This is a genomic window from Paracoccus pacificus (assembly GCF_042680785.1).
Lineage (GTDB): Bacteria > Pseudomonadota > Alphaproteobacteria > Rhodobacterales > Rhodobacteraceae > Paracoccus > Paracoccus pacificus.
The window spans coordinates 127659-150506 of record NZ_JBHUEN010000053.1 but is presented as its reverse complement, the minus strand read 5'-3'; the positions used below and the strand labels follow the sequence as shown (position 1 = coordinate 150506).

Here is a 22848-nt window from a genome sequence, read left to right as displayed (position 1 = left end):
CGCTTGCCGCGCGCCTTGGCAAGCCCCCCGGCGCATTGCAATTCAGCAAACTCTGGGCAAGATCGGCGCGATAAAAGGGCTGCACATGCATCGTTCGATTATCACCTCGATCCTTCTGGGACTGGCGGCGGGCGCCGTCGCCGCGCTGATGCTGACGCTGATGCATGGGTTGGAGGCGTTGATCTGGCGGGGCGAGGCCGGACCATTGCGGATCGCCGTGACGATCATGGCGGGCGGGGTGCTGATCGCGATGATGCGCTGGCGCTTGCCCGGCGCGAATTTCGACAGCCAGTTGCAGGACGGGCGCGAGGGGTTGCCGCAACCGCTGTCCAAGGCGGCGACTCTGGCGGGCCTGGGCATCGTTTCCGTCGGTTTCGGCGGCGCGATCGGCCCCGAGGCAGGCATTCTTGCCGTCGTCACCGAATTGTCGGCGCTGATCTCGGCCCGGATCGCCCGCGACGTGGCCGAGGCGCGGCTGATCGGTCAGATCGGCGTCGCCGGCGCGCTTGGCGGCTTGTACGGATCGCCGCCGGGCGGGGCCGGTTTTGCGAATGATGCCCCGGACGCGCCCTGGCCTTTGCTGGTTCTGGCCGCGGTCGCCGGCCTGGCGGGGCTGCTTTTGGCCGGCGCGGTTCTGCCAGAAGGGCCGGGCCTGCAACTGCCGCTGCCCCCGGCGCCACGTTTCGATCTGCCCTATCTGTTGCCGGCGCTTGTGGCCGGGCTTGCGGGCGCGGTGATCGGTGCGGCCTATGTCGGCGGCCTTCTGGGCTTTCACCGCCTGCTGGGCGCGGTTTCCGGCGATGTCCGGGTGCAGGTGCTGCTGGGCACGGCGCTGTTTGCAGCACTTGCGGCGGCGTTTCCGTTCCTGCGGTTCAACGGCCAGCACGAACTGGCGCAACTGGCCGAGCAGGGCGGCACGATCGACGCCGGCTATCTGGCCGGTGTCGGGCTTATGAAGGCGATCGTGCTGGGCCTGTGTCTGGCGGCCCATTGGCTGGGCGGACCGATCATGCCGCTGGCCATGGCGGGCGCGGCCGCCGGGGCGGCGGTGGCGGTCGCAATCCCCGGGATCGACATCGGTGTCGCGACGGCCGCCGGGGTCGCGGCCTGTTGCACCGTCGGGATGAACAAGCCCTTGGTGGTGCTGCTCGTGCTCGCCTTCATGGCGACCACGCTTGCCCTGATCCCGATGACCATCGGGGTTCTGATCGGCTGGCTTGTGGCGCAGATCCTTCCCGACGAACGCCTGCATTAGCGCCGCGCCCCGGGGCAAGCGCCGCTTTGATAATCCGCAATGTCGGTTTCTGTGTTTATGCCGGCCGTCTCCTCGGCTAAACAGTCGCGGACCGCAGCAGCCGACCCGGAGTCAGCCGATGAACAACCAGACCAACGAATTCTTCACCGCAACGCTTGCCGAAAGCGACCCGGCCATCGCGAAGGCCATCAACGACGAACTGGGCCGTCAGCGCCATGAGATCGAGCTGATCGCCTCGGAAAACATCGTCAGCCGCGCGGTGCTGGAGGCGCAGGGTTCCGTCCTGACCAACAAATACGCCGAGGGCTATCCGGGCAAGCGTTACTACGGCGGCTGCCAATTCGTCGATGTGGTCGAGGATCTGGCCATCGACCGCGCCAAGGAGCTGTTCGGCGCCGGTTTCGCCAACGTCCAGCCGAATTCGGGCAGCCAGATGAATCAGGCGGTGTTTCTGGCCCTGCTGAAGCCGGGCGATACCTTCATGGGGCTGGATCTGAACTCGGGCGGCCACCTGACCCACGGTTCACCCGTCAACATGTCGGGCAAATGGTTCAACGTGGTCAGCTATGGCGTGCGCCAGCAGGATAACCTGCTGGATATGGAGGCGATCCGCGCCAGCGCGCTTGAGCATAAGCCGAAGCTGATCCTTGCCGGCGGCACCGCCTATAGCCGGGTCTGGGACTGGGAGGCGTTCCGCAAGATCGCCGATGAGGTCGGGGCCTATCTGATGGTCGACATGGCCCATATCGCCGGGCTGGTCGCCGGTGGCCAGCATCCTTCGCCGGTTCCGCATGCCCATGTCGTGACCACGACCACCCATAAATCGCTGCGCGGCCCGCGCGGCGGCATGATCCTGACCAATGACGAGGAGATCGCGAAAAAGATCAACTCGGCGGTGTTTCCGGGGCTTCAGGGCGGCCCGCTGATGCATGTGATCGCGGCCAAGGCCGTGGCCTTCAACGAGGCGCTGCGCCCCGATTTCAAGGATTACGCCGCGAAAGTCGTCGCCAATGCCCGCGCCATGGCGGATGAGCTGATGAAGGGCGGCATCGACGTCGTGTCGGGGGGCACCGACAACCATCTGATGCTGGCCGATCTGCGTCCGAAGGGCGTGAACGGCAAGATGACCGAGGCGGCACTGGGCCGGGCGCATATCACCTGCAACAAGAACGGCGTGCCCTTCGACCCGGAAAAGCCCTTCGTCACCTCGGGCATCCGGCTGGGCACCCCCGCCGGCACCACCCGCGGCTTTGGCGAAGAGGAATTCCGCCAGATCGCGCGCTGGATCGTTCAGGTCGTGGACGGGCTGGCCGCCAATGGCGTGGAAGGCAATGGCGAGATCGAGGCGCAGGTCCGCGCCGAAGTCGAGGAGCTTTGCAAGAAATTCCCGCTTTACATGGGCATGTAACAGCAAGCGGCGGGGGATCGCGAACAGCGTCGGGGCGGCCGGGTCAGAGATGATCCGGCCGCTTTTCGCAGGCGGGCCCGGTCACAACTGGCCGCGCCGCACCATCACCCAGATCACCACCGCCGCCAGTATCAACAGGCCGAACATGACCGAGGCGATCACATTGGTCAGGCCGCCGGTGAACCGGCTGGCCGCGCCCAGCGGCTGAAGGTGGGAAACCAGCGCCGCATGCGCCTTGTCCAGCCGCTCCATATCCAGCTGGCGCGCTATACGGGGCGATTCGGACAGCTTGTCGGCCTGAGCCAGAACCAGCGCCTCGCGCCGCAGCTTGCCGGGCAGCGCGCCGCCGCGCCGGCGCAGCATGGTTTGCAGGTCGACCGGCTCGCCCCGACGCGCTCCGCCCAGCCGCGAGACGATCAACCCGGCCACGTCGTCAGCCATCGCATGCACATCACCCGCCATCGCCAGCCCCTTTGCAATTTTCCCCAACAGGAACCACAGACGGGCGGATTGTGCAATCGGATGCTGGCATCCCGGCGCGTCACGGCCTAACGTTTGCGGCATGAAGCTGAATGCATTCACCACCGGAACCGCCACCGATCTTCCGCCCGTGCTCCTTGCGCACGGGCTGTTCGGCTCGGGGCGGAACCTGAACGGGCTGGCGCGGCGTCTGGCCACCGACAGGCTGGTCGTCAGCGTCGATATGCGCAATCACGGCGACAGTCCCCACGACCCCGATCACAGCTATTCCGCGATGGCCGCCGATCTGGCGCAGGTGATCGAGGCTTATGGCGGTCTGGCCGATGTCGCGGGACATTCCATGGGCGGCAAGGCGGCGATGACGCTGGCCCTGACCCGGCCCGAGCTGGTCCGGCGCCTTGCGGTGCTGGATATCGCGCCCTTCGGTTACGACCACAGCCAGATGTTCTATATCGACGCGATGCAGGCGGTGGATCTGGCCGGCCTGACGCTGCGATCAGAGGCGGACCGCCGTCTGGCCGAGCATATGGGCGAACCGGGGGTCAGGGCCTTTTTGCTGCAAAGCCTGGACCTGAAATCCGATCCGCCGCGCTGGAAGTTCAACCTGCCGGTGCTGCGGGCGCAGATGGACAATATCGTCGGCTGGCCCGAGGGGCTGCCCGTTGCGGCCTTCACCGGACCCGCGCTGTTTCTGGCCGGGGTCACATCGGATTATTGCGCGGGCGCCGGCATCGAGGCGATCCGCAGATGGTTTCCGCAGGCCGAAATCCGCTGGATCGACGGCGCCGGCCACTGGCTGCACGCCGACCAGCCCGAACAGGTCGCGGATCAGCTTGCCGGGTTTTTTGCCTAACCAGAGCCGAGATTCCGGCCCCACCGACCCGGTTTCGGGCCCGCTCCGCCGCAGCGCCAAACCGAGAACGATCAGCGCGACCCCAGCCGCGACCCGCTTTCGCACGCGCGCAGTCGCGTCGACGCCCGCAAAGCGTCCACCAGGACGTGTCGCAGCGACCGCCCGCGCCAGCAGCGCGGTCATGCGGGCCCGCGACAATCCAGAGACACCCGCGCCTCTCCGGTGTCGCCGGGTAGCCGGGTGATCAGGCTGCCGGGTATCGCCGCGCATCCCGTAGTCCGGGCGGCCGCCTGCATCATCAATTCGGGCACGCGGGCGCGCTGTTCCCGCGTCAGATAGCCCAGCCGGATCACCTCGGCCTCATTGCCTTTCTGGAACACCGCAAAGCGGATACCGTCCAGCGTGATGTCGTGGCGCGCCGCCCCGAACATTTCGGGTGCAGGCGAGGCGCAGGCGGCCAGAATCAAAAACGGCAGCATCAAAAACGGCAGGACGGTCAGGATACGCATGGCCCCACCATGGCCGGAAATGATTAAGGATCGGTGAACGGCGCAAGAGTTCAAGTTCAGGTCAATGGTCACAATTCAACCGGAACAAAGGGCCGTCCCGGACGTTGATTTGCGAAGGGTCATATGATGACCAGGCGGGGCTTTTTGTTCACGACGCCCGTCATCTTTCTGGAACAGCGGAGGTTTCCATGAAAAACCCTTGGATGAGCATGTGGATGTCCGCCGCAGCGCAGGTGTCCGCAGCAGCGCGCGGCCAAGCGGCGGCAGCCTTCAAACAGCAGCAAAACGAGATGATGAACGCATGGCGCGATGCGACGATGGAGTTCTGGATGCAGGTCTGGTTCCCGTGGCGCCCCGCGTCCCGAAAGCGTCGAAAATAGCCGCACTCCCGCCCCTCGGCATTTGGGATAATCCTTAGCGTCTGGTCTCGAACGCCTTCTGCACGCGAATATGCGGGGGCATGCGGGGAGTGCTTCGATGGGCGTGGCGCACATTCTGCTGTTCGATCAAGGCCAGCGCGACGACGCCGTGCCGCCCCTCGCGTTCCAGAAACAATGATTGCGCGAATACGTCCACCCGGCCGACGGAACCCTGCATGACCCGCGAGACCGACCGAACTGATGTGTTCAACGGGTGCACCGGCGGTAAAGATTGGCTCAACATGGCGGTGCACCCCCGCTAGCCGCCGCTTCAGCCCCTCTCGCCGCCACAGCCGATCGGCGCTCTTGTCCCTCACGCGCCGGGCGAGGTTGATTAACTCCACGATCAGCAAATCTTCATCAGCCCCCCAATGGACGTTTGCGGCGCGCGTTGATCGAAGTTGCCGCAGCATCCGGCGCCAACGCCGTCGAGCGGGACGCGGTGGTTCCTCGGCGCAACATCGGCAGGGATCAGCATATCCAGCGGATTACGCAGGCCCGTCTTGCCCGTTTCTTCTGTTGCTGCGGTCCCTGCACTTCTACTGATCCGGGCCCCTTATACGGTGCTCACCGTGGGGTTCGAACCCGTGGCGCCTCCGCCTAACCACCACGAAATTCCCGTTCATTCATAGTCTTCCGCCTCCCTTGCTGCGACCATTTCCCGCTTGACTATGCCGTGCCATTCATCACCGATTGACGGCATGGAACAGCTCAAACCGCTTCTGAAACTGCTGGACCCCAACACGCTTCCGGGTGCGACGATCATCGCGCTGGCGCTGTTCGCGACGGGGTTGATCCTGTCCTGGACGATCCGGCGGCTGACGCTGGCGGCGCTGGCCCATGACGCCTCCGACCGGTTCAACCAGATCACCCTGTCCTTTCTCAGCCATCTGATCAGCCTTGTGGTCTGGGTGCTGCTGCTGACGCTTTACGCCCATCTGATCCCGGCGCTGGACCGGCTGGCGACGACGATGCTGGCGGGGGTCGGGCTGATGTCGGTCATCGTCGGCTTTGCCGCGCAACAGACCCTTGGCAACCTGATCGCGGGGATCAGCCTTGTGCTTTATCGCCCGTTCCGGCGCGGGGACCGTTTGCAGATCGCCGCTCCGACCGCGAACTCGTGCGAAGTCGGCACGGTGCAGAATATCTCGCTGGGCTTTACCTCGCTGCGCACCGACGACGGGCGCGAGATCATCGTCGCGAACGGCACCATGGCGCAGCAGACGATGATCAAGCTGAACCCGCCAAAATAGGGCGCTTCGCCCGCGGATTTTATTGGCAAGCGACGCGCAGGCACATTCCGCGCCCTTCCCTGACCTTTCCGCGCGATGATCGGGCAAAGGGCGCGCCGCCACAGAAATGTCGGGCGCCGGGATCACTCACGCGCGGGCAAAGCAGCCGGTTGCCGTTCAGCCATCGCGAGCGGGGCTTTTCTTCCGCCGGCGCTCGTAATCTGCCCCTTCGGACCTCAGCCACCCGATTTGCGCGACATCGCGTTCACCCGTCCTTGATCCGCCCGATCCGCCGTTACACTTGGCCTTCGGGTCGGAAATGTGGTCTGCTGCACCACGGAAGCGCGCATAACCTCAATCAAGGAGCTGCCGATGAGTGGCGATCACAATCACGGCGATGTTCAGAATACGCCGATACCGCGCCTGTGGATGGCTTTCGGCCTGACCGCGACCTACATGACGGCCGAGATCATCGGCAGTTTCATCACCGGTAGTCTCGCGCTTCTGTCCGATGCGATGCATATGGCGACAGATGCCTTCGCGCTTGGCATCGCGCTGGTCGCGATCTATCTGGGGCGGCGCGCGGCGGATCTGCTGCGCACCTACGGCTATGCCCGGTTCGAGATCCTTGCGGCGACATTCAACGCGCTTCTGCTGCTGGGTGTCGCCTTCTACATCCTTTATGAAGCCTATGAGCGGCTTTATGCGCCCGCCGAGGTCCAGTCGGTCGGCATGCTGGTGGTCGCGGCGATCGGCCTTGCGGTCAATCTGATTTCGATGCGGCTTCTGACCGGGCACAAGGACAGCAGCCTTAACGTGAAGGGCGCCTATCTGGAGGTCTGGGCGGATATGCTTGGTTCCATCGGGGTCATTCTGGGCGCGGTCATCATCTATTTCACCGGCTGGTCATGGGTCGATTCGGTGCTGGCGGTCGGCATCGGCTTCATGGTGTTCCCGCGCACCTGGGTGCTTCTGAAGGAATGCGTCAACATCCTGCTGGAGGGCGTCCCAGAGGGGATGAGCCTTGCCGACATCGAAAAGGCCGTCGCCACGACCCCCGGCGTGGCCTCGGTCCATGATCTTCATCTGTGGTCGCTGACGAAAAGCCAGAACTCGCTGACGGCGCATGCCGTGCTTGCCAACGGCGCCGACCCCGAGCAGGTGCGTCGGGACATCGAGAAGCGGCTGCAGGACGATTACGACCTGCACCACACCACCTTGCAGATGGAAAAGGAAAGCTGCGCGCCGAAAGAGCGGATCCACTGACGCTGTGCCGGGCCACGTGTGCGGAGGCGCCATGCGATTATGGTCCGGACGGTGGGGGCCTATCTGCCGAACATGTTTGGGTGCGTGTCCATTTGCGAGATAATACGCGTATCGACGGCGGGGCGTGCGGGGCATGCACTCGCGTAACGGTTCCTTAGCCGTTCGTCGCGGCGTCCTGCCATGTCGCGCAATCCTCGCCCGCGCCTTCCCGGTGTACCGATCTTTTTGCCGGGGCGGTTGCACGGCGGGGCATTGGCCGATCATGTCCTGCGCTTGTGTGAAGCGGTGGGGTAGACGCGGACGGAGCGGGTGTTCGGGATCACCGCTTGAGTGGTCTTGCTGGATCATCTGCATTGCGCCTAGTGGCTGCCGGACGGGGATCGAGACTATTCGATACGTTGGCGTTTGATCAAATCATAGTTTTCGCGCGCCGTGCCAATGGTTGGTGTGCCGACAGCCATATCTCGCGGCAAAAGCGTGGGGTATGGCAACGGCGGTTTTGGGAACATCACATACGCGATGAGGACGATTTTGCGGCGCATATGCAATAGTGTTAGTTCAATCCGGTGAAGTATGGATTTGTGACGCAGCCCGAGGGTTGGCCGTATTCGTCCTATCACCGCGACAAAGCCGCCGGATAAGCCCGGTAGGGTGCGTGTTTACACGCACCCTACCCTTGCTGTGCAATTTAGTCGGATGGTGGTTTGGAATATTTTACAGCGAATTTTTGACTACCCGACTAACCATTTGTTCTATATTAAATTTCGGCATTTCAAAGCCCTCGAACAATGCAAAGAGAGGATCTACCGCCTTCGCCACAAAGTCAGCGACCTCCCAAGGCGATGTCGAAACAGGAACACGAACAATCGACACTGCGCTATTATCGTGAGCTCGTTGATCACGGAAATAAGCCGTAATGTCGGTCCACGCATTTAATTGGCGCCCCGAAAGTCCACTCCACTCGAAAGCAAAAATAGCGTCTGTCTCTTCATCTACGCCAATGCCCCTAAGAATGGATGTACCGGCAGCAATTACTTCGACCACACGGTGAGTAAGAAGAAGTGGATCGAGAACGGTGCCACGAGGGCGCTCTGTATTGAGATCGTCCTGTAATACTCGACGGAGAAATAGCCTTCCACTGGGTTCCACCCGAAGCATTTCGAGTTCAGGACTTCCGTCCCAGCCGTCGCGATTGAAAAGCGTGTTCCAGCCGTTATTAGTTACATGAGGCCGTGTAGATTGATCATGAAAGCCACGAGAATCAAGCCAAACTGGCCAACCTGTGTAGTTCGGGTTTGATGATCTTACCCTATTAAGAAGTTGTTCGGTTGGAGAGCGTTGTGTTAAAGGGGACAGAGGTGTGACGGCCACCTTCATAGTTAAGGCCTTAAGAAGCCATATACGGTCCTGAGCTAGTGGACTTGCTTCTAATTCAGCTTGGAAGAATTTGTCGAAATCGGCGAGCGAAGAGCGACCAATCTCTTCATCCGTTACTTCTGATTCGTTATTTTTCATTGATGCCCACTGAACATCGCGAAGCAACTGAATAATCTCTGCGCCCCTGTTTCTAAAGCAGACGTCTAATAATTCTGAAAAATCCGTCGTCTTAAACAATGCACTGCTGGGGGTACCATTCGCCGATAAAGTTCTAAAATAAACCTCCCCAACTTTAAGATGCGTGGTCCCGTCCGACTGATCCGTCAATCCCCTTTTTACAGAAATCGGAATCCGAACACCAGAAGGGACGATAATTACTGGACATTTGAAATTGTCCGCCTCAAGAAAGTCTAGTTCAATCTCGATTAAGGGCGTGGAGTGGCGAGAAATAATTGTTTGCGCATTATCTTGCGTGTATTCAGATAAAATTTCCTGGGCTAGACCTACTGCCTCACCTGAATTAGAAAAACCGATTAAAAGGACGCCGCCGTTTCGATTGTACAGCGCGTGCACCGCTTTAATCAGCTTTGCCTGTCCTTCGCGCGATCGAAGATCAATAATAGATTTTAGTTCGAGACTGAGAGATTCTTGCCGATAGTAAAGTAGCGTTTTGCGGTGTTCGGCTGAAAGAGGCATCCCCTCACTCCATCTTCAACGCCTGAATAAACGCCGTCTGCGGGATCTCGACCTTCCCGAACTGGCGCATCTTCTTCTTGCCGGCTTTCTGCTTCTCCAGCAGCTTTTTCTTCCGCGTGGCATCCCCGCCGTAACACTTCGCCGTCACGTCCTTGCGCATCGCCGACAGCGTTTCGCGCGCGATCACGCGGCTGCCGATCGCCGCTTGGATCGGGATCTTGAACATGTGGCGGGGGATCAGCTCTTTCAGCTTTTCGACCATCACCCGGCCGCGCGATTCCGCACGGTCGCGGTGGACCATGATCGACAGGGCGTCGACGGGTTCGTCGTTCACGAGGATCGACATCTTGACCAGATAATCCTCGCGATATTCCGACAGTTGATAATCGAAACTCGCATAGCCCTTGGTGACCGATTTCAGGCGGTCGTAGAAATCGAACACCACCTCGGCCAAGGGCAGGTCATAGACGACCATGGCGCGCTGGCCGGCATAGGTCAGGTCCAACTGGATGCCGCGGCGGTCCTGACACAGTTTCAGCACGTCGCCCAGATATTCGTCGGGCACCATGATCGTCGCCTTGATGCGCGGCTCTTCGATATGATCGACCATCGTCAGGTCCGGCATGTCGGCGGGGTTGTGCAGGTCGCGCACCTCGCCGTCGCGCATGTGCAGCTTGAACACCACCGAGGGCGCCGTGGTGATCAGGTCCAGATCATATTCGCGTTCCAGCCGGTCGCGGATCACCTCCAGATGCAGAAGCCCGAGGAAACCGCAGCGGAAGCCAAAGCCAAGCGCGGCCGAGGTCTCCATCTCATAGCTGAAGCTGGCATCGTTCAGCGCCAGTTTCTCGATGGCGTCGCGCAGCGCCTCGAAGTCGTTGGCATCGACCGGGAACAGCCCGCAGAACACCACCGGCTGGGCGGGTTTGAAGCCGGGCAAAGGCGTGTCGGTGCCGCGGCGTTCATGGGTGATCGTGTCGCCGACGCGGGTGTCGCGCACCTGCTTGATGGATGCGGTCAGCACGCCGATCTCGCCCGGGCCAAGCTCGGCGATATCGACCATCTGCGGCTTCAGGACGGCGAGCTTGTCGATGCCGTAAACCGCGCCGGTCTGCATCATCTTGATGCGGTCGCCCTTGCGGATCACGCCGTCCATGACCCGGATCATGACGACGACGCCCAGATAGGCGTCATACCATGAATCGACCAGCATCGCCTTCAGCGGCGCATCGCGGTCGCCCTTGGGCGCGGGCAGGCGGTGGACAATGGCCTCCAGCACGTCGGGGATGCCGATGCCGGTTTTCGCGGAAATCGGGATGGCGTCGGATGCGTCGATGCCGATCACATCCTCGATCTGTTCCTTGACGCGATCGGGCTCGGAGGCGGGCAGGTCGATCTTGTTCAGGACCGGCACGATCTCGTGGCCCGCGTCGATCGCCTGATAGACATTGGCCAGCGTCTGCGCCTCGACCCCTTGGGTGGCGTCGACGACCAGAAGCGAGCCTTCGACCGCGCGCATCGACCGGCTGACCTCATAGGCGAAATCGACGTGGCCGGGGGTGTCGATCAGGTTCAGCACATATTTGCGGCCATCCTTGGCGGGATATTCGATCCGCACCGTGTTGGCCTTGATGGTGATGCCGCGCTCACGCTCGATATCCATGCTGTCCAGAAGCTGGGATTTCATGTCGCGTTCGGCGACGGTCCCGGTCATCTGGATCAGCCGGTCGGCCAAAGTGGATTTACCGTGGTCGATATGGGCCACGATCGAGAAGTTGCGGATGAGATCAAGGTCGGTCATGGCCGGGCTATACAAGGGCGAAAGCCGGGCGGGAAGCGGAATTTGCGCCGGTCCGGCAAGACCCGTGCAAGACGCGGTGGGATTGTCAGCGGCGGCGCAAACGCGACCATGCGCCCCCGGCGCGCGGCGGGCCCGCCGATGCCGCGACCCGGGCGCCCGCGACCCGCGCCTCGCGCCACATCGCATAGATGCCCGAGATGACGATGATCGCGCTGCCAAGCCAGGTCAGGGCGTCCGGCCGCTCTCCGAACACGATGATGCCAAGGAGCATCGCAAACACCAGTCGCGAGTATCGGAACGGCGCGATCGCCCCCAAAGGCGCCAGCCGGACCGACGCGACCATGGCCGAATAGCCGCCCAGACCAAAGACGACGCTGGCGCAAAGCCGCAGCAGATCCAACGGCGCTGGGATTTCGGGCGGCTCGGCCCGCAGGACCGCGAGGGCAATCCCGGCAAGCATCATGGTCCCGAAGGCCGAGGCTGTCAGCGCATCGGACGAAACCTGTGGCGGGATCCGCCGCGTGACCAGATCGCGCAGCGTCAGCCCCAGCACCGCCACCACCGCAAGAAGCGACGCGACGTCGAACGACGCGGCGCCCGGCCGCACGATCATCACCACGCCGACAAATCCCGCCGCGATCGAGGCCCAGCGCCGCCAGCCCACCGGCTCGCCCAGAAACAGCGCCGCGCCGACCGTCATCATCAATGGCAGCGATTGCAGGATGGCCGAGGCCGAGGACAGATCGCCCAGCGCGATGGCCAGGATGAAGGCCATGGCGCAAACCGCCTCGCCCAGATTGCGGATTATGACCAGCGGATGCAGCAGTCCGCGCGTCCACAGCCTTTGCCCGCGGAGCGCCATCAGCGCCCAGAACACCAGCATGCCAAGGCCCCCGGCCATGGCCAGAACCTGACCGACCGGCAGGGACGCGGACAAAAGTTTCAGAAACGTGTCCTCGAAGGCGAAAAGCGCCATCGACAGAACCATCAGCCCGGCGGCACGCAGGTTGTTCATCGGCCGGCATCCCGCCAGTGCCGCGCCGCGCGGTCGCGCATGGTTCCGCCGCGCCACCCGGACGCGGACAGGCCGTTCACACAACCGCTTGGGTGATCTTCGTGTCTCCTCATGGCCCGCCCATACAGGGCCACGCGTGCCGGCGAAAGGGGGCGCCGCGTGGCTCAGCAGGGGTCGACGCGGCTGGGATCGAAGGGCAGATCGGCGCGCGCGCGTTCGTCCATGGCCGCGATATCGGGATGGGACAATGGATCGCGCCGCCAGCAGGCCGGGCATTCGAGGGGCCGGAACAGGGTTTTCAAGAAAATGAGCATGGCGTCACTCCTTTAGCGAAATAAGGTGATACCATCCGAAACCGCCATAAACGCATGGATATTTCCTGCGTATGGCTTTAGATTATCTGAATGTCCGAGCTTGATCGCCTTCCCCTTTCCGGACTGCGCGCGGTGGAAGCCGTCGGCCGGCTGGGTACGCTTTCCCGCAGCGCCGAGGAGCTTGCCGTCACGCCCGGTGCGGTCAGCCAGCGCATCGCCAAGGTCGAGGCGCTGATCGGCCGGCCGCTGTTTCATCGCCTGCCCGGCGGCATGGTCCCGACCGAACTGGGGGCGGCGATGATGCCGGCGCTGGCGCGCGCAATGTCCGATCTGGCGCAAAGCGTGGATATCGCGCTGGCGGATCGCTCGGACCTGCTGACCGTTTCGGCCGCCCCCCTGTTCGCCGGCCGCTGGCTGGTCTGGCGGCTGAGCCGTTTCCAGCAGGCGAACCCCGATCTGCGCATCCGCATCGACCCCACGGTCCGGCTGGTCGATCCGCGCCACGATGGCGTGGACATCTGCTTGCGGGCGGGCGCGGGGGACTGGCAGCCGGATCTGTGTTCGGAACTGCTGCTGCCCTATCACCACCTGCCGGTCTGCGCCCCGGCCATGGCGGAACGGTTGCGCAGGCCGGCCGACCTGTCGTCGGTTCCGGTCATCTTCGAGAATGACGACATGTCCGGCTGGGCGCGCTGGCTGGAAGGCAGCGGGATCACGCCCGCCGATCTGGGACGCGGCCCCGGCTATGGCGATGCCGGGATGTGCATAGACGCGGCACTCGCCGGTCAGGGCGTCTTTCTGGCATGGGAAACCATCGCGCAGGACCGGCTTGCCGCCGGGCAGCTTGCCGAGCCTTTCGCACCCCGCCGCACGTCCTGGGGTCATGGCCTGTGGTTCGTGACCACCGACGCCGCCGCCCGCCGCGCGCCGGTGCGCCGGTTTCGCGACTGGCTGCGGGCCGAGCTTGGGCAGATCCCGCGCGGATCATAGGTTTGCCCTTGCGCCCTTCGCGGGGCATGATCACTTAAATGACAGCGAAATCTGTCTCCATCATCAGAAAGGCAGGGAAAGGATGCGCTTCAAGGTTCCCGATATGTCATGCGGCCATTGCAAGGCCACCATCGAACAGGCGATCCACGCCGCCGGAGGCAAGGCCGAGATCAATCTCGACACCCATACGGTCGAGGTCGAGGGGCTGGATTCCGAAACCGCGCAGAACGCGATTCGCGAGGCGGGCTATAGCCCCAACCCGGACTGAGGCGCGGCCCGACTCACCCGGGCGTCCGGTCGCGCCCGGAGGCGGAGAAAGCGATGCTCTCGACTGCCATGCGCAACAATATTTAGTGGTGATCGGACGCGCCCCGGCGAACTGTGTGGCGGACAGTCTGATTGAGCCAAAGGCCATGTTCTGGTACTATCACAGATATGTGCGGGGGATTCGTCCCGCCGATAAACAGCGCCGCGTAAGACGGCCGGGATCGAGGAGACAGGAACATGTTCAACCGTGCCATTCTGGCCGGCGCCGTTCTGGCGTTGACCACACCATTCGCCGTCGCCGGACCTATCGACAGCGCGTGCCTGCGGTCGAACCGTACGCAGGCAAATGCCCCGCTTTGCGGCTGCATCCAGCAGGTCGCCGACATGACCCTGTCGCGTTCGGACCAGCGCCGCGCCGCCGGGTTCTTCAAGGAGCCGCATAAGGCGCAAGAAGTGCGGATGTCGAAATCCAACGCCGACAACGCCTTCTGGGCCCGCTACAAGAATTTCGCCAATACCGCCGAGGCATACTGCGCCCGCTAAGGCGCCGTTCGGCCGCCATGCGCCGGGTTGATCGGCCGACGCGCGTGGGTTGCGTGGCGGTCGGGGCCGTTTTGTCGCTGGTTACGCTTGCCGCGCCGGGCTTCGGTGTGGCCGCCGGTTGCTGCGATCCCGCCAGCCCCTACCGCGCCGGCGAGGCGATGCCCGACACGCCCGCCACCTGCGAGACCTTGGGCGGGTGGCTGGACCGCATGCCGGATACGGCCAGCCGCGTCTCGATGGCCGTCACCGGGCCCCTGACCATGGTCAAGGGCGACGGCACGCTGGCCTATCTGATCATCTGCCCCGACGGCGGCGCGCAAGCCATGTGCGTCACCTATGAGACGCTCGGCATGCAGCCGGGCGAGGTGGTGACCATCGCCGGCGGCGTGGTCCCGGCCGAGGGCGCGCGAGTGATCCTTGATCCCTGCCTCGCCTATCGGCCCGCCCAGCCCCAAGAGAACGGCACCGGCTAAGGAGAATTCGGCATGAAAATCGTGGTCCTGACCGGCGCGGGGATCTCGGCCGAAAGCGGCCTGCGGACGTTCCGCGACGGCGACGGCTTGTGGGAAAGCCACCGGGTCGAGGATGTGGCCACGCCCGGGGCCTTCCGGCGCGACCCGGCACTGGTGCACCGCTTCTATAACATGCGCCGCGCCGATGCCCGGGCGGCGCGGCCGAATGCGGCGCATCTGGCGCTGGCCGATCTTGGCCGCAATCCCGCCCATGACCTTACGCTCGTCACCCAGAACGTCGATGACCTGCATGAACGCGCCGGCTCGCCCAAGGTCCTGCATATGCATGGCGCGCTTGACGGGGCGCTTTGCGCCGCCTGCGGTCATCGCTGGCCGGCGCCGTTGCGCATGCAGGCCACCGATCCCTGCCCCGCCTGCAACCGCCCGGCCACGCGCCCCGACATCGTCTGGTTCGGCGAGATGCCGCACCACCTCGACCGCATCATCGCGGCGATAGCTGCAGCCGATCTGTTCTGCGCCATCGGCACATCCGGGCAGGTCTATCCGGCCGCCGGGTTTGCGGCATGCGCGCGCGATCACGACGTGCCGACGCTGGAGCTGAACCTGACCGACAGCGCCAACGCCCCGGATTTCAGCCGCCGGCTGACCGGGCCGGCGACGCGGCTGGTGCCGGACTGGGTCGCCTCGCTTGGATGACCGCCGTCGATGACCGCCGTCGATGACTGCGCTTGCGCGCGCGCCGCACCCGTCCGACCCTTGCGCCCGCCGTCCGGCTGCGTCAGCGTGCCGCCAGCACCGAACAATCCGGGACGATGATGAGCGCGGGCATATTGTTTCTGATCCTTGGCTATTGCCTCAGCCAGTTTTTCCGCGCCTGCCTTGCGGTGATGGCGCCGGTCCTGCAACAGGATATCGGCGCCACGCCGGGCACGCTCGCGATCTCGTCGGGGCTGTGGTTCCTGACATTTGCGCTGATGCAACTGCCGCTGGGGCAGGCGCTGGACCGGTTCGGGCCGCGCTGGACCACGGCCGGGTTGCTGGCTTTCGGCGGCGGGCTGGGCTGCGTGGTGTTCGCGATGGCGCAGGGACCGGGGGCGATCCATCTGGCCATGGCGCTGACCGGGATCGGCTGCTCGCCGGTGCTGATGGCCTCGTATTTCATCTTCGCCCGCAGCTATCCGCCGCAGCGTTTCGGCTTTCTCGCCGGGCTGATCGTCGGTTTCGGATCGCTTGGCAATCTGGCCGGCGCCGCGCCTCTGGCATGGTCGATCGAGGCGTTCGGCTGGCGCGGCACGCAATGGGGGCTTGCCATCATCACCCTTGTCACGGCGGCGGCCATCGCCGCCACCGTCCGCGACCCCGAACGGATCGCGCATCCGGCACAGGCGCGCGGCCTTGGCCTGACCGAGATCCTGCGCCTGCCCGGGATGTGGGTGCTGCTGGCGCTGATCACCTTCGCCTATGCCCCGACCGCCGGGATCCGGGGGCTGTGGGCCGGCCCCTATCTGCGCGACGTCTTCGGCATGGGGACCGAGGGCATCGGGCAAGTGACCCTTGCGATGGGTATCGCGCTGATCGTCGGCACCTTCCTTTATGACCCGGTGGACCGGCTGACCGGATCGCGCCGCCGGACCATCGTGCTGGGCACCGGCATGCAGCTTGCCGCGCTTCTGGGTCTGTGCCTGTGGCCCGGCGGCGGCATCTGGCCCGCCGCCATCCTGCTGGCCGCGACCAGTTTCTTCGGCGCGAGCTATCCCGCGATCATGGCCCATGGCCGCACCGCCCTTCCGCCGCATCTGATCGGCCGCGGCGTCACCTTGATCAACATGTTCGGGGTCGGCGGCGCGGGGCTGATGCAATTCGCCTCGCGCCCTGTCTATGCCGGGGCGGTGTCGCCCGAAATGCCGGCCTTTGCCTATGTCGCGGTCTTCGCGCTTTTCGCACTGCCCCTTGCCATCGCGCTGATCATGTTCACCATGTCCCGCCATGCAGAGTAAACAGATCGAAGTCGTCGCCCCGAACCTGAAACGCCGCCTCTCCGGGGTCACGGCGACCGTGGTGCGGCTGATCCCGGTGCAGGCGCGGATGATCGGGATCGTGACGACCGGGCCGGGCCTGCCCCCCGCCCTGCCCCATATCCCGCTTGCCCGCGCGGCGACCTTGCCCCGCGACCGCTGGCGGGTCTGGCACGCGCGGCGCAATACCGAAATGGCGCTGGGTCTGATCCTGCGGCGCATTCTGCGGCGGCGCTATCGCCTGCTGTTCACCTCGGCCGCGCAGCGCCATCATACCGGCTTTACCCGCTGGCTGATCCGCCAGCAGGACGCGCTGATCGCGACCTCGGACCGCGCCGCCGGCTATCTGGAGCGGCCGGCAAAGGTGATCATGCACGGTGTCGACACCGCGGTTTTCAAACCGGCTAAGGACCGGAACGCATTGCGCCGGCAGCTCGACCTGCCCCCCGATGCGGTCGTCATCGGCTGTTTTGGCCGTATCCGCGCACAGAAAGGCGTCGACCTGCTGGTCGATGCCGCCATCGAACTTTTGCCGCAATACCCCCGCGCCATGGTGATTTTCACCGGCCGGATCACCCCCGACCAGCGCGCCTTCGCGGAAGGGCTGCAGCAGAAACTGGCCAAGGCCGGCTTGGCCGACCGGGTGCGTTTCCTTGGCGAACTGCCGTGGGAGGATGTGGTGCGCCACTATCAGGCGCTTGACCTTTTCGTCGCCCCCCCGCGTTGGGAGGGGTTCGGCCTGACCCCGCTTGAGGCGATGGCCTGCGGCGTGCCCGTGGTCGCGACCCGCGTCGGCGCCTTCGAATCGCTGATCGTCGATGGGGTTACGGGTTCGCTGGTGCCCCCCGACGACGCGCCCGAACTGACCCGGGCCATTGCCCGCTGGCTTGCCGACGACGCGGCTCGCGCCCGTGCGGGACAGGCCGCGCTGGCCCATGTGCGCGCCAATCATTCCATCGAGACCGAGGCCCGCGCCATCGTTGATGTATACTGCAAACTTCTGGATGCAGTCGATTGAACAGGTTTGGTTTTTTATGTGCACGGCTGACGGGTAATGAAGCCGCGCTGGCGACACTTTCGGTGCCGAAGCAGGATTTGCGCGATGCCGTCGCCGGCCGTGATGTCGCGCTGATCGGCAATGCCCGCGCCTTGGCAAAGGCCCGGCACGGCGCGGCCATCGACGCCGCCGATCTGGTGATCCGCATCAACCGCGCACCGATGCCCGCGCCCGAAAGCCATGGCACCCGCACCGACTGGCTGGCGCTGGCGGTGCGACTGCGCGACGCCGAGCGGGACAGGATCGCGCCCGGACGCATCCTGTGGCTGTCGCCCAAGCGCAAGCGTCTGGACTGGCGCACCGCCACCAGCCCGGGGTTTTACCTGTACCCGCCGGCGGATTACGCGGCGCTGGCCGCACGGCTTGGCGCGCCGCCGACCACCGGGGCGATGATGATCGACCTGCTGCTGGGCGCGCCTTTGAACAGCCTGACCCTTTACGGCTTTGATTTCTTCGCCAGCCAAAGCCTGTCGGGACGCCGCACGGCCGATCAGGTCCCGCATGATTTCGCGGCCGAAGCGGCTTGGGTGGCGGGGTTGGAGCGTGCCGACCCGCGGCTGCGCGTGGTCAGGGACTGACGCCACGCCCGTGGCCATGGCGGCGCATCGCTATGGTATTTATGTGATCACCGGCTTCGGGACCTGCTTTTCGCCACGCTTAGCCCTTTTCTCCCGCCCCCGGCTGGGCTAAAGCGCATCGCTATTCGCTGAAAAGGAACCCCCAATGGGCTACAAGGTCGTTGTCGCCGGCGCCACGGGGAACGTGGGCCGTGAAATTCTGAACATTCTGGCCGAGCGCCAGTTTCCTGCTGATGAGGTAGTCGCTCTGGCTTCGCGCCGGAGCATTGGCACCGAGGTCAGCTATGGCGACAAGACCCTTAAGACCAAGGACATCGACGGGTTCGACTTTACCGGCTATGACATCGCGCTGTTCGCGATCGGCTCGGACGCGACCAAGAAATACGCGCCCATCGCGGCATCGCAGGGCTGCGTGGTGATCGACAATTCCAGTCTCTACCGCTACGACCCCGAAATTCCGCTGGTCGTGCCCGAGGTGAACCCCGAGGCGGTCGAGCAATACAAGAACAAGAACATCATCGCGAACCCCAACTGCTCGACCGCGCAGATGGTGGTGGCGCTGAAGCCGCTGCATGACCGCGCGCGGATCAAGCGCATCGTCGTCTCGACCTATCAGTCGGTCAGCGGCGCCGGCAAGGAAGCTATGGATGAGCTGTGGAACCAGACCAAGGGCATGTATGTCCCGGGACAAGAGGTCGCGCCGTCGAAGTTCCCGAAGCAGATCGCCTTCAATGTGATCCCGCAGATCGACGTTTTCCTTGATGGCGGCGAGACCAAGGAAGAATGGAAAATGACGGCCGAGACGAAGAAGATCCTCGATCCGGCGATCAAGGTCACCGCGACCTGCGTACGGGTGCCGGTGTTCGTCGGCCATTCCGAGGCGATCAACGTCGAGTTCGAGGATTTTCTGGACGAGGACGAAGCCCGCGACATCCTGCGCGAGGCCCCGGGCATCCTCGTCGTCGACAAGCGCGAGCCGGGCGGCTACATCACCCCGGTCGAAAGCGTCGGCGACTATGCCACTTTCGTCAGCCGCATCCGGCAGGATTCGACCATCGAAAACGGGCTGAACCTGTGGTGTGTCAGCGATAACCTGCGCAAGGGCGCGGCGCTGAACGCGGTGCAGATCGCCGAGACGCTGGGCAACCGGGTGCTGAAGAAGGGCTGAGGCTCCCCGCGGCTGACCGGCCCTTTGCGGCTGACCGGCCCTTTGCGGCACGATAAGCCCATTCGGCGGATTGATTGACGGGGCCCGGTTCTCGCCGGGCCCTTTGTCATTGCCGCGTGAAATCTTTGCGATACGCGCGCTGGACGGTTGATTTCGGGCGCGTTGGCGCCGAACCTGACCCCATTGATGAGGGAGAATTGTTCATGCGCTTTTCCGCAATGTTCCTGTGCCTGTCGGTGGCGCCCGCCGCCCTTATGGCCGACACGATCACCGCCTCGGCCCCGATCACCAAGGTGACGCTTTACCCGAACGGCGCCAGCGTCACCCGCCAGATCAGCCTGACCATACCGACCGGCACGCATGAGGTCGTGCTGCCCGGGCTGCCGCAAGGCACCGACCCCGGAACGCTGCGCATCGCCGCCGAAGGGGTGACGGTCGGGGCGGTCTCGGCGCAGACCAGCCGCGCCCTGCCCGATGAAAGCGCCGAAAGCGATGCGGTCATCGCCGCCCGGGCCGAGGTGCGGCGGTTGGAGCAGGCCCTGCGCGACCGTGATGCCGTGGCGCAGGGCCACCGGGTCCGCGCCGAGGCCGCCCGCGAACAGGCGGCTTTCCTGCGTGATCTGGCGAAGGGCGAAAGGACCATCGCCGAGGGCGATATCGTCGCGCTGTCCCAGGCGGTCGGCGCCGCCATCCTGACCGCGCTTGAAACCGCGCAGGCCGCCGACCTCGAGGCCCAAAAGGCCGATGTCGGCCGCGAGGATGACCTGCGGATCTTGGGTCAGGCACAGGCCCGTCTGACCGCGCTGACCGAGGACAACCGCGACGGGGTGGCGCTGGTGATGACGGTATCCTCGACCGGCGCGCCGGCGACCATCGACGTGACCAGTGCCATAACCGACGCCGGCTGGTCGCCAGTCTATGACCTGCGGCTGACCCGTTTCGGCGTCGAAAAACCGGCGCTTGACGTCGAACGCGGGCTGATGGTGGTGCAGAACTCGGGCGAGGACTGGCAGGGCGTCGATCTGACGCTGTCGACCTCGCGCCCCGCGGGGCAGTCGAATGCCCCGGACCCCTGGCCGGTCGAGGCCCGGATCATTCCGCGCGACGATGGTGTGGTGATGGAGTCCGGCGGGGCGACCGCGAAGTCCATGGCGGACGCGCCCAACCTCGAGGTCGCGCCGGTCGTGGCCCGCGATGCGGCCGAATCGGTCATGTATGGCGCGACGGTCGCCTATCACTATCCGACGCCCGTCAATATCCGCAGCGGCGCGGATGCGCTGCGCCTGAAACTCGACACGCTGGCGATGACGCCCGAGGTTTATGCCAAGGCCGTTCCGCGAACCGAAACCTCGGCCTATCTGACCGCCGAAACCCCGAACTCCAGCGGTCAGGTTCTGCTGCCCGGACCGGCCAGCCTTTATGTCGACGGCGTGCTGTCGGGAACCCAGGACCTGCCGCTGACCGCTGCGGGCGATGACATGGAACTGGGCTTCGGCCCCATCGATGGCATCACCCTGCGGCGCGACCTGCCCGAGCAGTCGGAGGGCGAGCGGGGGATCCTGTCCTCGTCGAACGGGCGGCAGGAAACCGCGGTTCTGACGGTCAAGAACCTGACCGATGAAGATTGGCCGGTGCGCGTGCTAGACCGCGTGCCCTATTCGACGCAGGATGCGCTGAAAATCGACTGGTCCGCCAAACCCGCGCCCACCGAAACCGATCCCGAAGGCAAACGCGGGGTTCTGGTCTGGGAAACCGACGTCGCCGCCGGCGCGACCGAGGAAATCCGGCTGGAAACGAAAATGCGCTGGCCCGAGGATCAGGTCCTGATCAGCGAATGACCCGGCCCCGGGATCCTAGATCACGCTGAACCGGCCGGACCCGGATTCGTACTGGCTCAGCTCTCCCGACGAGATGTCGTGCACCAGCCCGTGCAGCGACAGCTCTTCGGATTCGACCGCCGCCCGTACGAACGGAAAGGTCATCAGGTTTTCAAGCGACACGACGACCGCCTGCTGTTCCAGTGCGGCGGTCTGCTGCTCCGGTGGCAGATCCTCGATCCGCTCATAACCCGGCCGCAGAATATCCATCCAGCGCCCGACGAAACTGGTCTTTTCCAGCAGTTCGGGCGCGTGGCCGTTGCACATGTCAAGGCAGCCCTTGACGCCGCCGCAATTAGTGTGGCCCAGAATGATCAGATGCGCGACCTTAAGCGCGCTTACCGCGTATTCCACGGCGGCCGAGGTGCCGTGATGATCGCCGTCGGGGGTGTATTGCGGCACCAGATTGGCGATGTTGCGGTGAATGAAGAACTCGCCCGAGTCGGCGCCGAAGATCGAGGTGACGTGAACCCGGCTGTCGCAGCAGGATACCACCATCGCGCGCGGCCGCTGACCCTCATCCGCAAGACGCCGGTACCATGCCCGGTTCTCGGCATATGAGGTCGCCTTCCAGCCGTGATAGCGTTGGATCAGATAGGCCGGCAAAGGTTTCACCAGTTTCATGCTGCGTCGTCCCTGTTCGTTCGTCCCGCGACAGATAATGCCGGTTTGACGAAAATTCGAGCTATTTTTGCCGGGGCTCGTTACCCTTTCTTGAGCATATTCGGCCAATGTGAGCGCATCGAGAATCCAGAACCAGAAAGATGGCGATGCCGGAATTTGCGCGACTGAATCCCCTTGAACCTGTTGAGGTAAACGCCCGCAGGGTGGCCGAAATCGTCGATGAACTGGGCGGCATGGCGGCGCGCAACGTCATCGGCATGGCGCTGGAACAGCTTGCCACCGCGATCACCGATGTGCGGCTGGCCCATGCCGGCGGCAACCGCGCGGCCGTGGTCGACCGCACCACGCAATTGTCCCGGCTGGCGTGGCAGGTCGGGCTGGTTTCGCTTGCATCCGTCGCGCAGGACGTCGCCATCTGCGCCGAATGCGGTGACGAGGTCGGATATGCCGCGACATTGGCGCGTTTGCTGCGGGTCGCAAATGCCTCGCTGACCGAAATATGGGATGGCACGATGGCCGAGGATGACGGGGCCTGACCCTGCCCCTCGGGCCGGGCACCGGCGGCTGAACGCATCGGGACTTGCGCGCGGGAACGCGACCGCTAGTCTGGCGGCAAAAAGCTGAAGGGACC

The 22848-nt window shown here is 64.3% G+C and carries 25 protein-coding genes; 17 read left to right on the top strand and 8 right to left on the bottom strand.

Annotated features, from left to right (window positions below; genetic code table 11):
- Positions 1–85 precede the first annotated feature (85 nt).
- Together ACFSCT_RS18930 and glyA are read left to right on the top strand one after the other, a co-directional pair.
- On the top strand, positions 86–1255 hold the full coding sequence (locus ACFSCT_RS18930; protein WP_379145395.1) for a chloride channel protein: 1170 nt from the start codon (positions 86–88) through the stop codon (positions 1253–1255).
- A gap of 118 nt (positions 1256–1373) precedes the next feature.
- Positions 1374–2663 carry a serine hydroxymethyltransferase gene (glyA, locus tag ACFSCT_RS18925; RefSeq protein WP_379145393.1) on the top strand — a complete coding sequence of 430 codons (1290 nt, stop codon included), beginning with the start codon at positions 1374–1376 and terminating at the stop codon, positions 2661–2663.
- 81 nt (positions 2664–2744) lie between these two features.
- On the opposite strand, the gene ACFSCT_RS18920 is transcribed toward glyA, so the two are convergent.
- Positions 2745–3125: a hypothetical protein gene (locus tag ACFSCT_RS18920; RefSeq protein ID WP_379145391.1), complete on the bottom strand. Its 381-nt coding sequence runs from the start codon at positions 3123–3125 to the stop codon at positions 2745–2747.
- A gap of 100 nt (positions 3126–3225) precedes the next feature.
- Between ACFSCT_RS18920 and ACFSCT_RS18915 the strand changes: the two genes are divergently transcribed.
- Positions 3226–3996 carry an alpha/beta fold hydrolase gene (locus ACFSCT_RS18915; RefSeq protein ID WP_379145389.1) on the top strand — a complete coding sequence of 257 codons (771 nt, stop codon included), beginning with the start codon at positions 3226–3228 and terminating at the stop codon, positions 3994–3996.
- A 179-nt stretch (positions 3997–4175) separates the two neighbouring features.
- Here ACFSCT_RS18915 and ACFSCT_RS18910 read toward each other — a convergent pair whose 3' ends face one another.
- A complete protein-coding gene (locus tag ACFSCT_RS18910; protein ID WP_379145387.1) occupies positions 4176–4505 on the bottom strand; it encodes a hypothetical protein in 330 nt (109 codons plus the stop codon).
- A gap of 188 nt (positions 4506–4693) precedes the next feature.
- Between ACFSCT_RS18910 and ACFSCT_RS18905 the strand changes: the two genes are divergently transcribed.
- Entirely contained in the window at positions 4694–4885 is a 192-nt protein-coding gene (locus ACFSCT_RS18905) for a hypothetical protein (RefSeq protein ID WP_379145384.1), read from the top strand.
- 34 nt (positions 4886–4919) lie between these two features.
- Here the strand turns inward: ACFSCT_RS18905 and ACFSCT_RS18900 are convergent, their stop codons facing one another.
- Complete coding sequence (locus ACFSCT_RS18900; RefSeq protein ID WP_379145383.1) at positions 4920–5135, bottom strand: hypothetical protein; 216 nt, start codon at positions 5133–5135, stop codon at positions 4920–4922.
- Between the two features lie 490 nt (positions 5136–5625).
- Between ACFSCT_RS18900 and ACFSCT_RS18895 the strand changes: the two genes are divergently transcribed.
- Both ACFSCT_RS18895 and ACFSCT_RS18890 read left to right on the top strand, forming a co-directional pair.
- A complete protein-coding gene (locus ACFSCT_RS18895) occupies positions 5626–6177 on the top strand; it encodes a mechanosensitive ion channel family protein (RefSeq protein ID WP_379145382.1) in 552 nt (183 codons plus the stop codon).
- Positions 6178–6528: 351 nt separating this feature from the next.
- Positions 6529–7422, top strand: coding sequence for a cation diffusion facilitator family transporter (locus ACFSCT_RS18890; RefSeq protein ID WP_379145379.1), 894 nt, complete (start codon positions 6529–6531; stop codon positions 7420–7422).
- A gap of 714 nt (positions 7423–8136) precedes the next feature.
- Here ACFSCT_RS18890 and ACFSCT_RS18885 read toward each other — a convergent pair.
- The 4 genes from ACFSCT_RS18885 to ACFSCT_RS18870 all read right to left on the bottom strand — a co-directional run bounded on the left by ACFSCT_RS18885 (position 8137) and on the right by ACFSCT_RS18870 (position 12625).
- On the bottom strand, positions 8137–9495 hold the full coding sequence (locus tag ACFSCT_RS18885; protein WP_379145378.1) for an AlbA family DNA-binding domain-containing protein: 1359 nt from the start codon (positions 9493–9495) through the stop codon (positions 8137–8139).
- A 4-nt stretch (positions 9496–9499) separates the two neighbouring features.
- Positions 9500–11296 (bottom strand): translation elongation factor 4, encoded by a 1797-nt coding sequence (gene lepA, locus ACFSCT_RS18880; RefSeq protein ID WP_379145376.1) that lies wholly within the window; start codon positions 11294–11296, stop codon positions 9500–9502.
- An 85-nt stretch (positions 11297–11381) separates the two neighbouring features.
- Complete coding sequence (locus ACFSCT_RS18875) at positions 11382–12311, bottom strand: DMT family transporter (protein WP_379145374.1); 930 nt, start codon at positions 12309–12311, stop codon at positions 11382–11384.
- Between the two features lie 164 nt (positions 12312–12475).
- Positions 12476–12625 carry a hypothetical protein gene (locus tag ACFSCT_RS18870; protein WP_379145373.1) on the bottom strand — a complete coding sequence of 50 codons (150 nt, stop codon included), beginning with the start codon at positions 12623–12625 and terminating at the stop codon, positions 12476–12478.
- Between the two features lie 90 nt (positions 12626–12715).
- Here ACFSCT_RS18870 and ACFSCT_RS18865 point away from each other — a divergent pair, with 90 nt between their 5' ends.
- The 10 genes from ACFSCT_RS18865 (at position 12716) to ACFSCT_RS18820 (ending at position 21554) form a co-directional block, all read left to right on the top strand.
- Positions 12716–13615 carry a LysR substrate-binding domain-containing protein gene (locus ACFSCT_RS18865; RefSeq protein WP_379145371.1) on the top strand — a complete coding sequence of 300 codons (900 nt, stop codon included), beginning with the start codon at positions 12716–12718 and terminating at the stop codon, positions 13613–13615.
- Positions 13616–13697: 82 nt separating this feature from the next.
- Positions 13698–13883, top strand: a complete 186-nt coding sequence (locus ACFSCT_RS18860; protein WP_379145369.1) for a heavy-metal-associated domain-containing protein — start codon at positions 13698–13700, stop codon at positions 13881–13883.
- A 236-nt stretch (positions 13884–14119) separates the two neighbouring features.
- Positions 14120–14425, top strand: a complete 306-nt coding sequence (locus ACFSCT_RS18855) for a hypothetical protein (protein WP_379145367.1) — start codon at positions 14120–14122, stop codon at positions 14423–14425.
- Between the two features lie 17 nt (positions 14426–14442).
- Entirely contained in the window at positions 14443–14898 is a 456-nt protein-coding gene (locus ACFSCT_RS18850; protein ID WP_379145366.1) for a hypothetical protein, read from the top strand.
- Between the two features lie 12 nt (positions 14899–14910).
- Positions 14911–15594, top strand: coding sequence for an NAD-dependent deacylase (locus ACFSCT_RS18845; protein WP_379145363.1), 684 nt, complete (start codon positions 14911–14913; stop codon positions 15592–15594).
- Between the two features lie 119 nt (positions 15595–15713).
- Complete coding sequence (locus ACFSCT_RS18840) at positions 15714–16895, top strand: MFS transporter (RefSeq protein ID WP_379145596.1); 1182 nt, start codon at positions 15714–15716, stop codon at positions 16893–16895.
- The gene (locus tag ACFSCT_RS18835; RefSeq protein WP_379145361.1) at positions 16885–17931 is read left to right on the top strand and encodes a glycosyltransferase family 4 protein; all 1047 of its coding nucleotides are present in this window, start codon (positions 16885–16887) and stop codon (positions 17929–17931) included. The genes ACFSCT_RS18840 and ACFSCT_RS18835 overlap by 11 nt, the downstream gene beginning before the upstream one ends.
- Positions 17928–18548 carry a glycosyltransferase family 29 protein gene (locus tag ACFSCT_RS18830; RefSeq protein ID WP_379145359.1) on the top strand — a complete coding sequence of 207 codons (621 nt, stop codon included), beginning with the start codon at positions 17928–17930 and terminating at the stop codon, positions 18546–18548. The genes ACFSCT_RS18835 and ACFSCT_RS18830 overlap by 4 nt, the downstream gene beginning before the upstream one ends.
- 145 nt (positions 18549–18693) lie before the next feature.
- A complete protein-coding gene (locus ACFSCT_RS18825) occupies positions 18694–19716 on the top strand; it encodes an aspartate-semialdehyde dehydrogenase (protein ID WP_379145357.1) in 1023 nt (340 codons plus the stop codon).
- A 203-nt stretch (positions 19717–19919) separates the two neighbouring features.
- Positions 19920–21554 carry a DUF4139 domain-containing protein gene (locus tag ACFSCT_RS18820; protein ID WP_379145356.1) on the top strand — a complete coding sequence of 545 codons (1635 nt, stop codon included), beginning with the start codon at positions 19920–19922 and terminating at the stop codon, positions 21552–21554.
- Between the two features lie 15 nt (positions 21555–21569).
- On the opposite strand, the gene ACFSCT_RS18815 is transcribed toward ACFSCT_RS18820, so the two are convergent.
- Positions 21570–22217 carry a carbonic anhydrase gene (locus tag ACFSCT_RS18815; protein ID WP_379145355.1) on the bottom strand — a complete coding sequence of 216 codons (648 nt, stop codon included), beginning with the start codon at positions 22215–22217 and terminating at the stop codon, positions 21570–21572.
- A gap of 203 nt (positions 22218–22420) precedes the next feature.
- Between ACFSCT_RS18815 and ACFSCT_RS18810 the strand changes: the two genes are divergently transcribed.
- Positions 22421–22753 (top strand): hypothetical protein, encoded by a 333-nt coding sequence (locus ACFSCT_RS18810; protein WP_379145352.1) that lies wholly within the window; start codon positions 22421–22423, stop codon positions 22751–22753.
- The last annotated feature ends 95 nt before the right edge of the window (positions 22754–22848 follow it).

Excerpts from the sequence above, each read along its gene's own strand:
- ACFSCT_RS18895 (WP_379145382.1), top strand. The coding sequence starts at position 5,626 with ATGGAACAGCTCAAACCGCTTCTGAAACTGCTGGACCCCAACACGCTT.
- ACFSCT_RS18920 (WP_379145391.1), bottom strand. The coding sequence starts at position 3,125 with ATGGCGGGTGATGTGCATGCGATGGCTGACGACGTGGCCGGGTTGATC.
- ACFSCT_RS18850 (WP_379145366.1), top strand. The coding sequence starts at position 14,443 with ATGCGCCGGGTTGATCGGCCGACGCGCGTGGGTTGCGTGGCGGTCGGG.
- ACFSCT_RS18870 (WP_379145373.1), bottom strand. The coding sequence starts at position 12,625 with ATGCTCATTTTCTTGAAAACCCTGTTCCGGCCCCTCGAATGCCCGGCC.
- ACFSCT_RS18860 (WP_379145369.1), top strand. The coding sequence starts at position 13,698 with ATGCGCTTCAAGGTTCCCGATATGTCATGCGGCCATTGCAAGGCCACC.
- ACFSCT_RS18865 (WP_379145371.1), top strand. The coding sequence starts at position 12,716 with ATGTCCGAGCTTGATCGCCTTCCCCTTTCCGGACTGCGCGCGGTGGAA.
- ACFSCT_RS18825 (WP_379145357.1), top strand. The coding sequence starts at position 18,694 with ATGGGCTACAAGGTCGTTGTCGCCGGCGCCACGGGGAACGTGGGCCGT.
- ACFSCT_RS18815 (WP_379145355.1), bottom strand. The coding sequence starts at position 22,217 with ATGAAACTGGTGAAACCTTTGCCGGCCTATCTGATCCAACGCTATCAC.
- ACFSCT_RS18915 (WP_379145389.1), top strand. The coding sequence starts at position 3,226 with ATGAAGCTGAATGCATTCACCACCGGAACCGCCACCGATCTTCCGCCC.
- ACFSCT_RS18910 (WP_379145387.1), bottom strand. The coding sequence starts at position 4,505 with ATGCGTATCCTGACCGTCCTGCCGTTTTTGATGCTGCCGTTTTTGATT.
- ACFSCT_RS18905 (WP_379145384.1), top strand. The coding sequence starts at position 4,694 with ATGAAAAACCCTTGGATGAGCATGTGGATGTCCGCCGCAGCGCAGGTG.
- ACFSCT_RS18890 (WP_379145379.1), top strand. The coding sequence starts at position 6,529 with ATGAGTGGCGATCACAATCACGGCGATGTTCAGAATACGCCGATACCG.
- ACFSCT_RS18820 (WP_379145356.1), top strand. The coding sequence starts at position 19,920 with ATGCGCTTTTCCGCAATGTTCCTGTGCCTGTCGGTGGCGCCCGCCGCC.
- ACFSCT_RS18855 (WP_379145367.1), top strand. The coding sequence starts at position 14,120 with ATGTTCAACCGTGCCATTCTGGCCGGCGCCGTTCTGGCGTTGACCACA.
- ACFSCT_RS18845 (WP_379145363.1), top strand. The coding sequence starts at position 14,911 with ATGAAAATCGTGGTCCTGACCGGCGCGGGGATCTCGGCCGAAAGCGGC.
- lepA (WP_379145376.1), bottom strand. The coding sequence starts at position 11,296 with ATGACCGACCTTGATCTCATCCGCAACTTCTCGATCGTGGCCCATATC.
- ACFSCT_RS18875 (WP_379145374.1), bottom strand. The coding sequence starts at position 12,311 with ATGAACAACCTGCGTGCCGCCGGGCTGATGGTTCTGTCGATGGCGCTT.
- ACFSCT_RS18840 (WP_379145596.1), top strand. The coding sequence starts at position 15,714 with ATGAGCGCGGGCATATTGTTTCTGATCCTTGGCTATTGCCTCAGCCAG.
- ACFSCT_RS18835 (WP_379145361.1), top strand. The coding sequence starts at position 16,885 with ATGCAGAGTAAACAGATCGAAGTCGTCGCCCCGAACCTGAAACGCCGC.
- ACFSCT_RS18885 (WP_379145378.1), bottom strand. The coding sequence starts at position 9,495 with ATGCCTCTTTCAGCCGAACACCGCAAAACGCTACTTTACTATCGGCAA.
- ACFSCT_RS18930 (WP_379145395.1), top strand. The coding sequence starts at position 86 with ATGCATCGTTCGATTATCACCTCGATCCTTCTGGGACTGGCGGCGGGC.
- glyA (WP_379145393.1), top strand. The coding sequence starts at position 1,374 with ATGAACAACCAGACCAACGAATTCTTCACCGCAACGCTTGCCGAAAGC.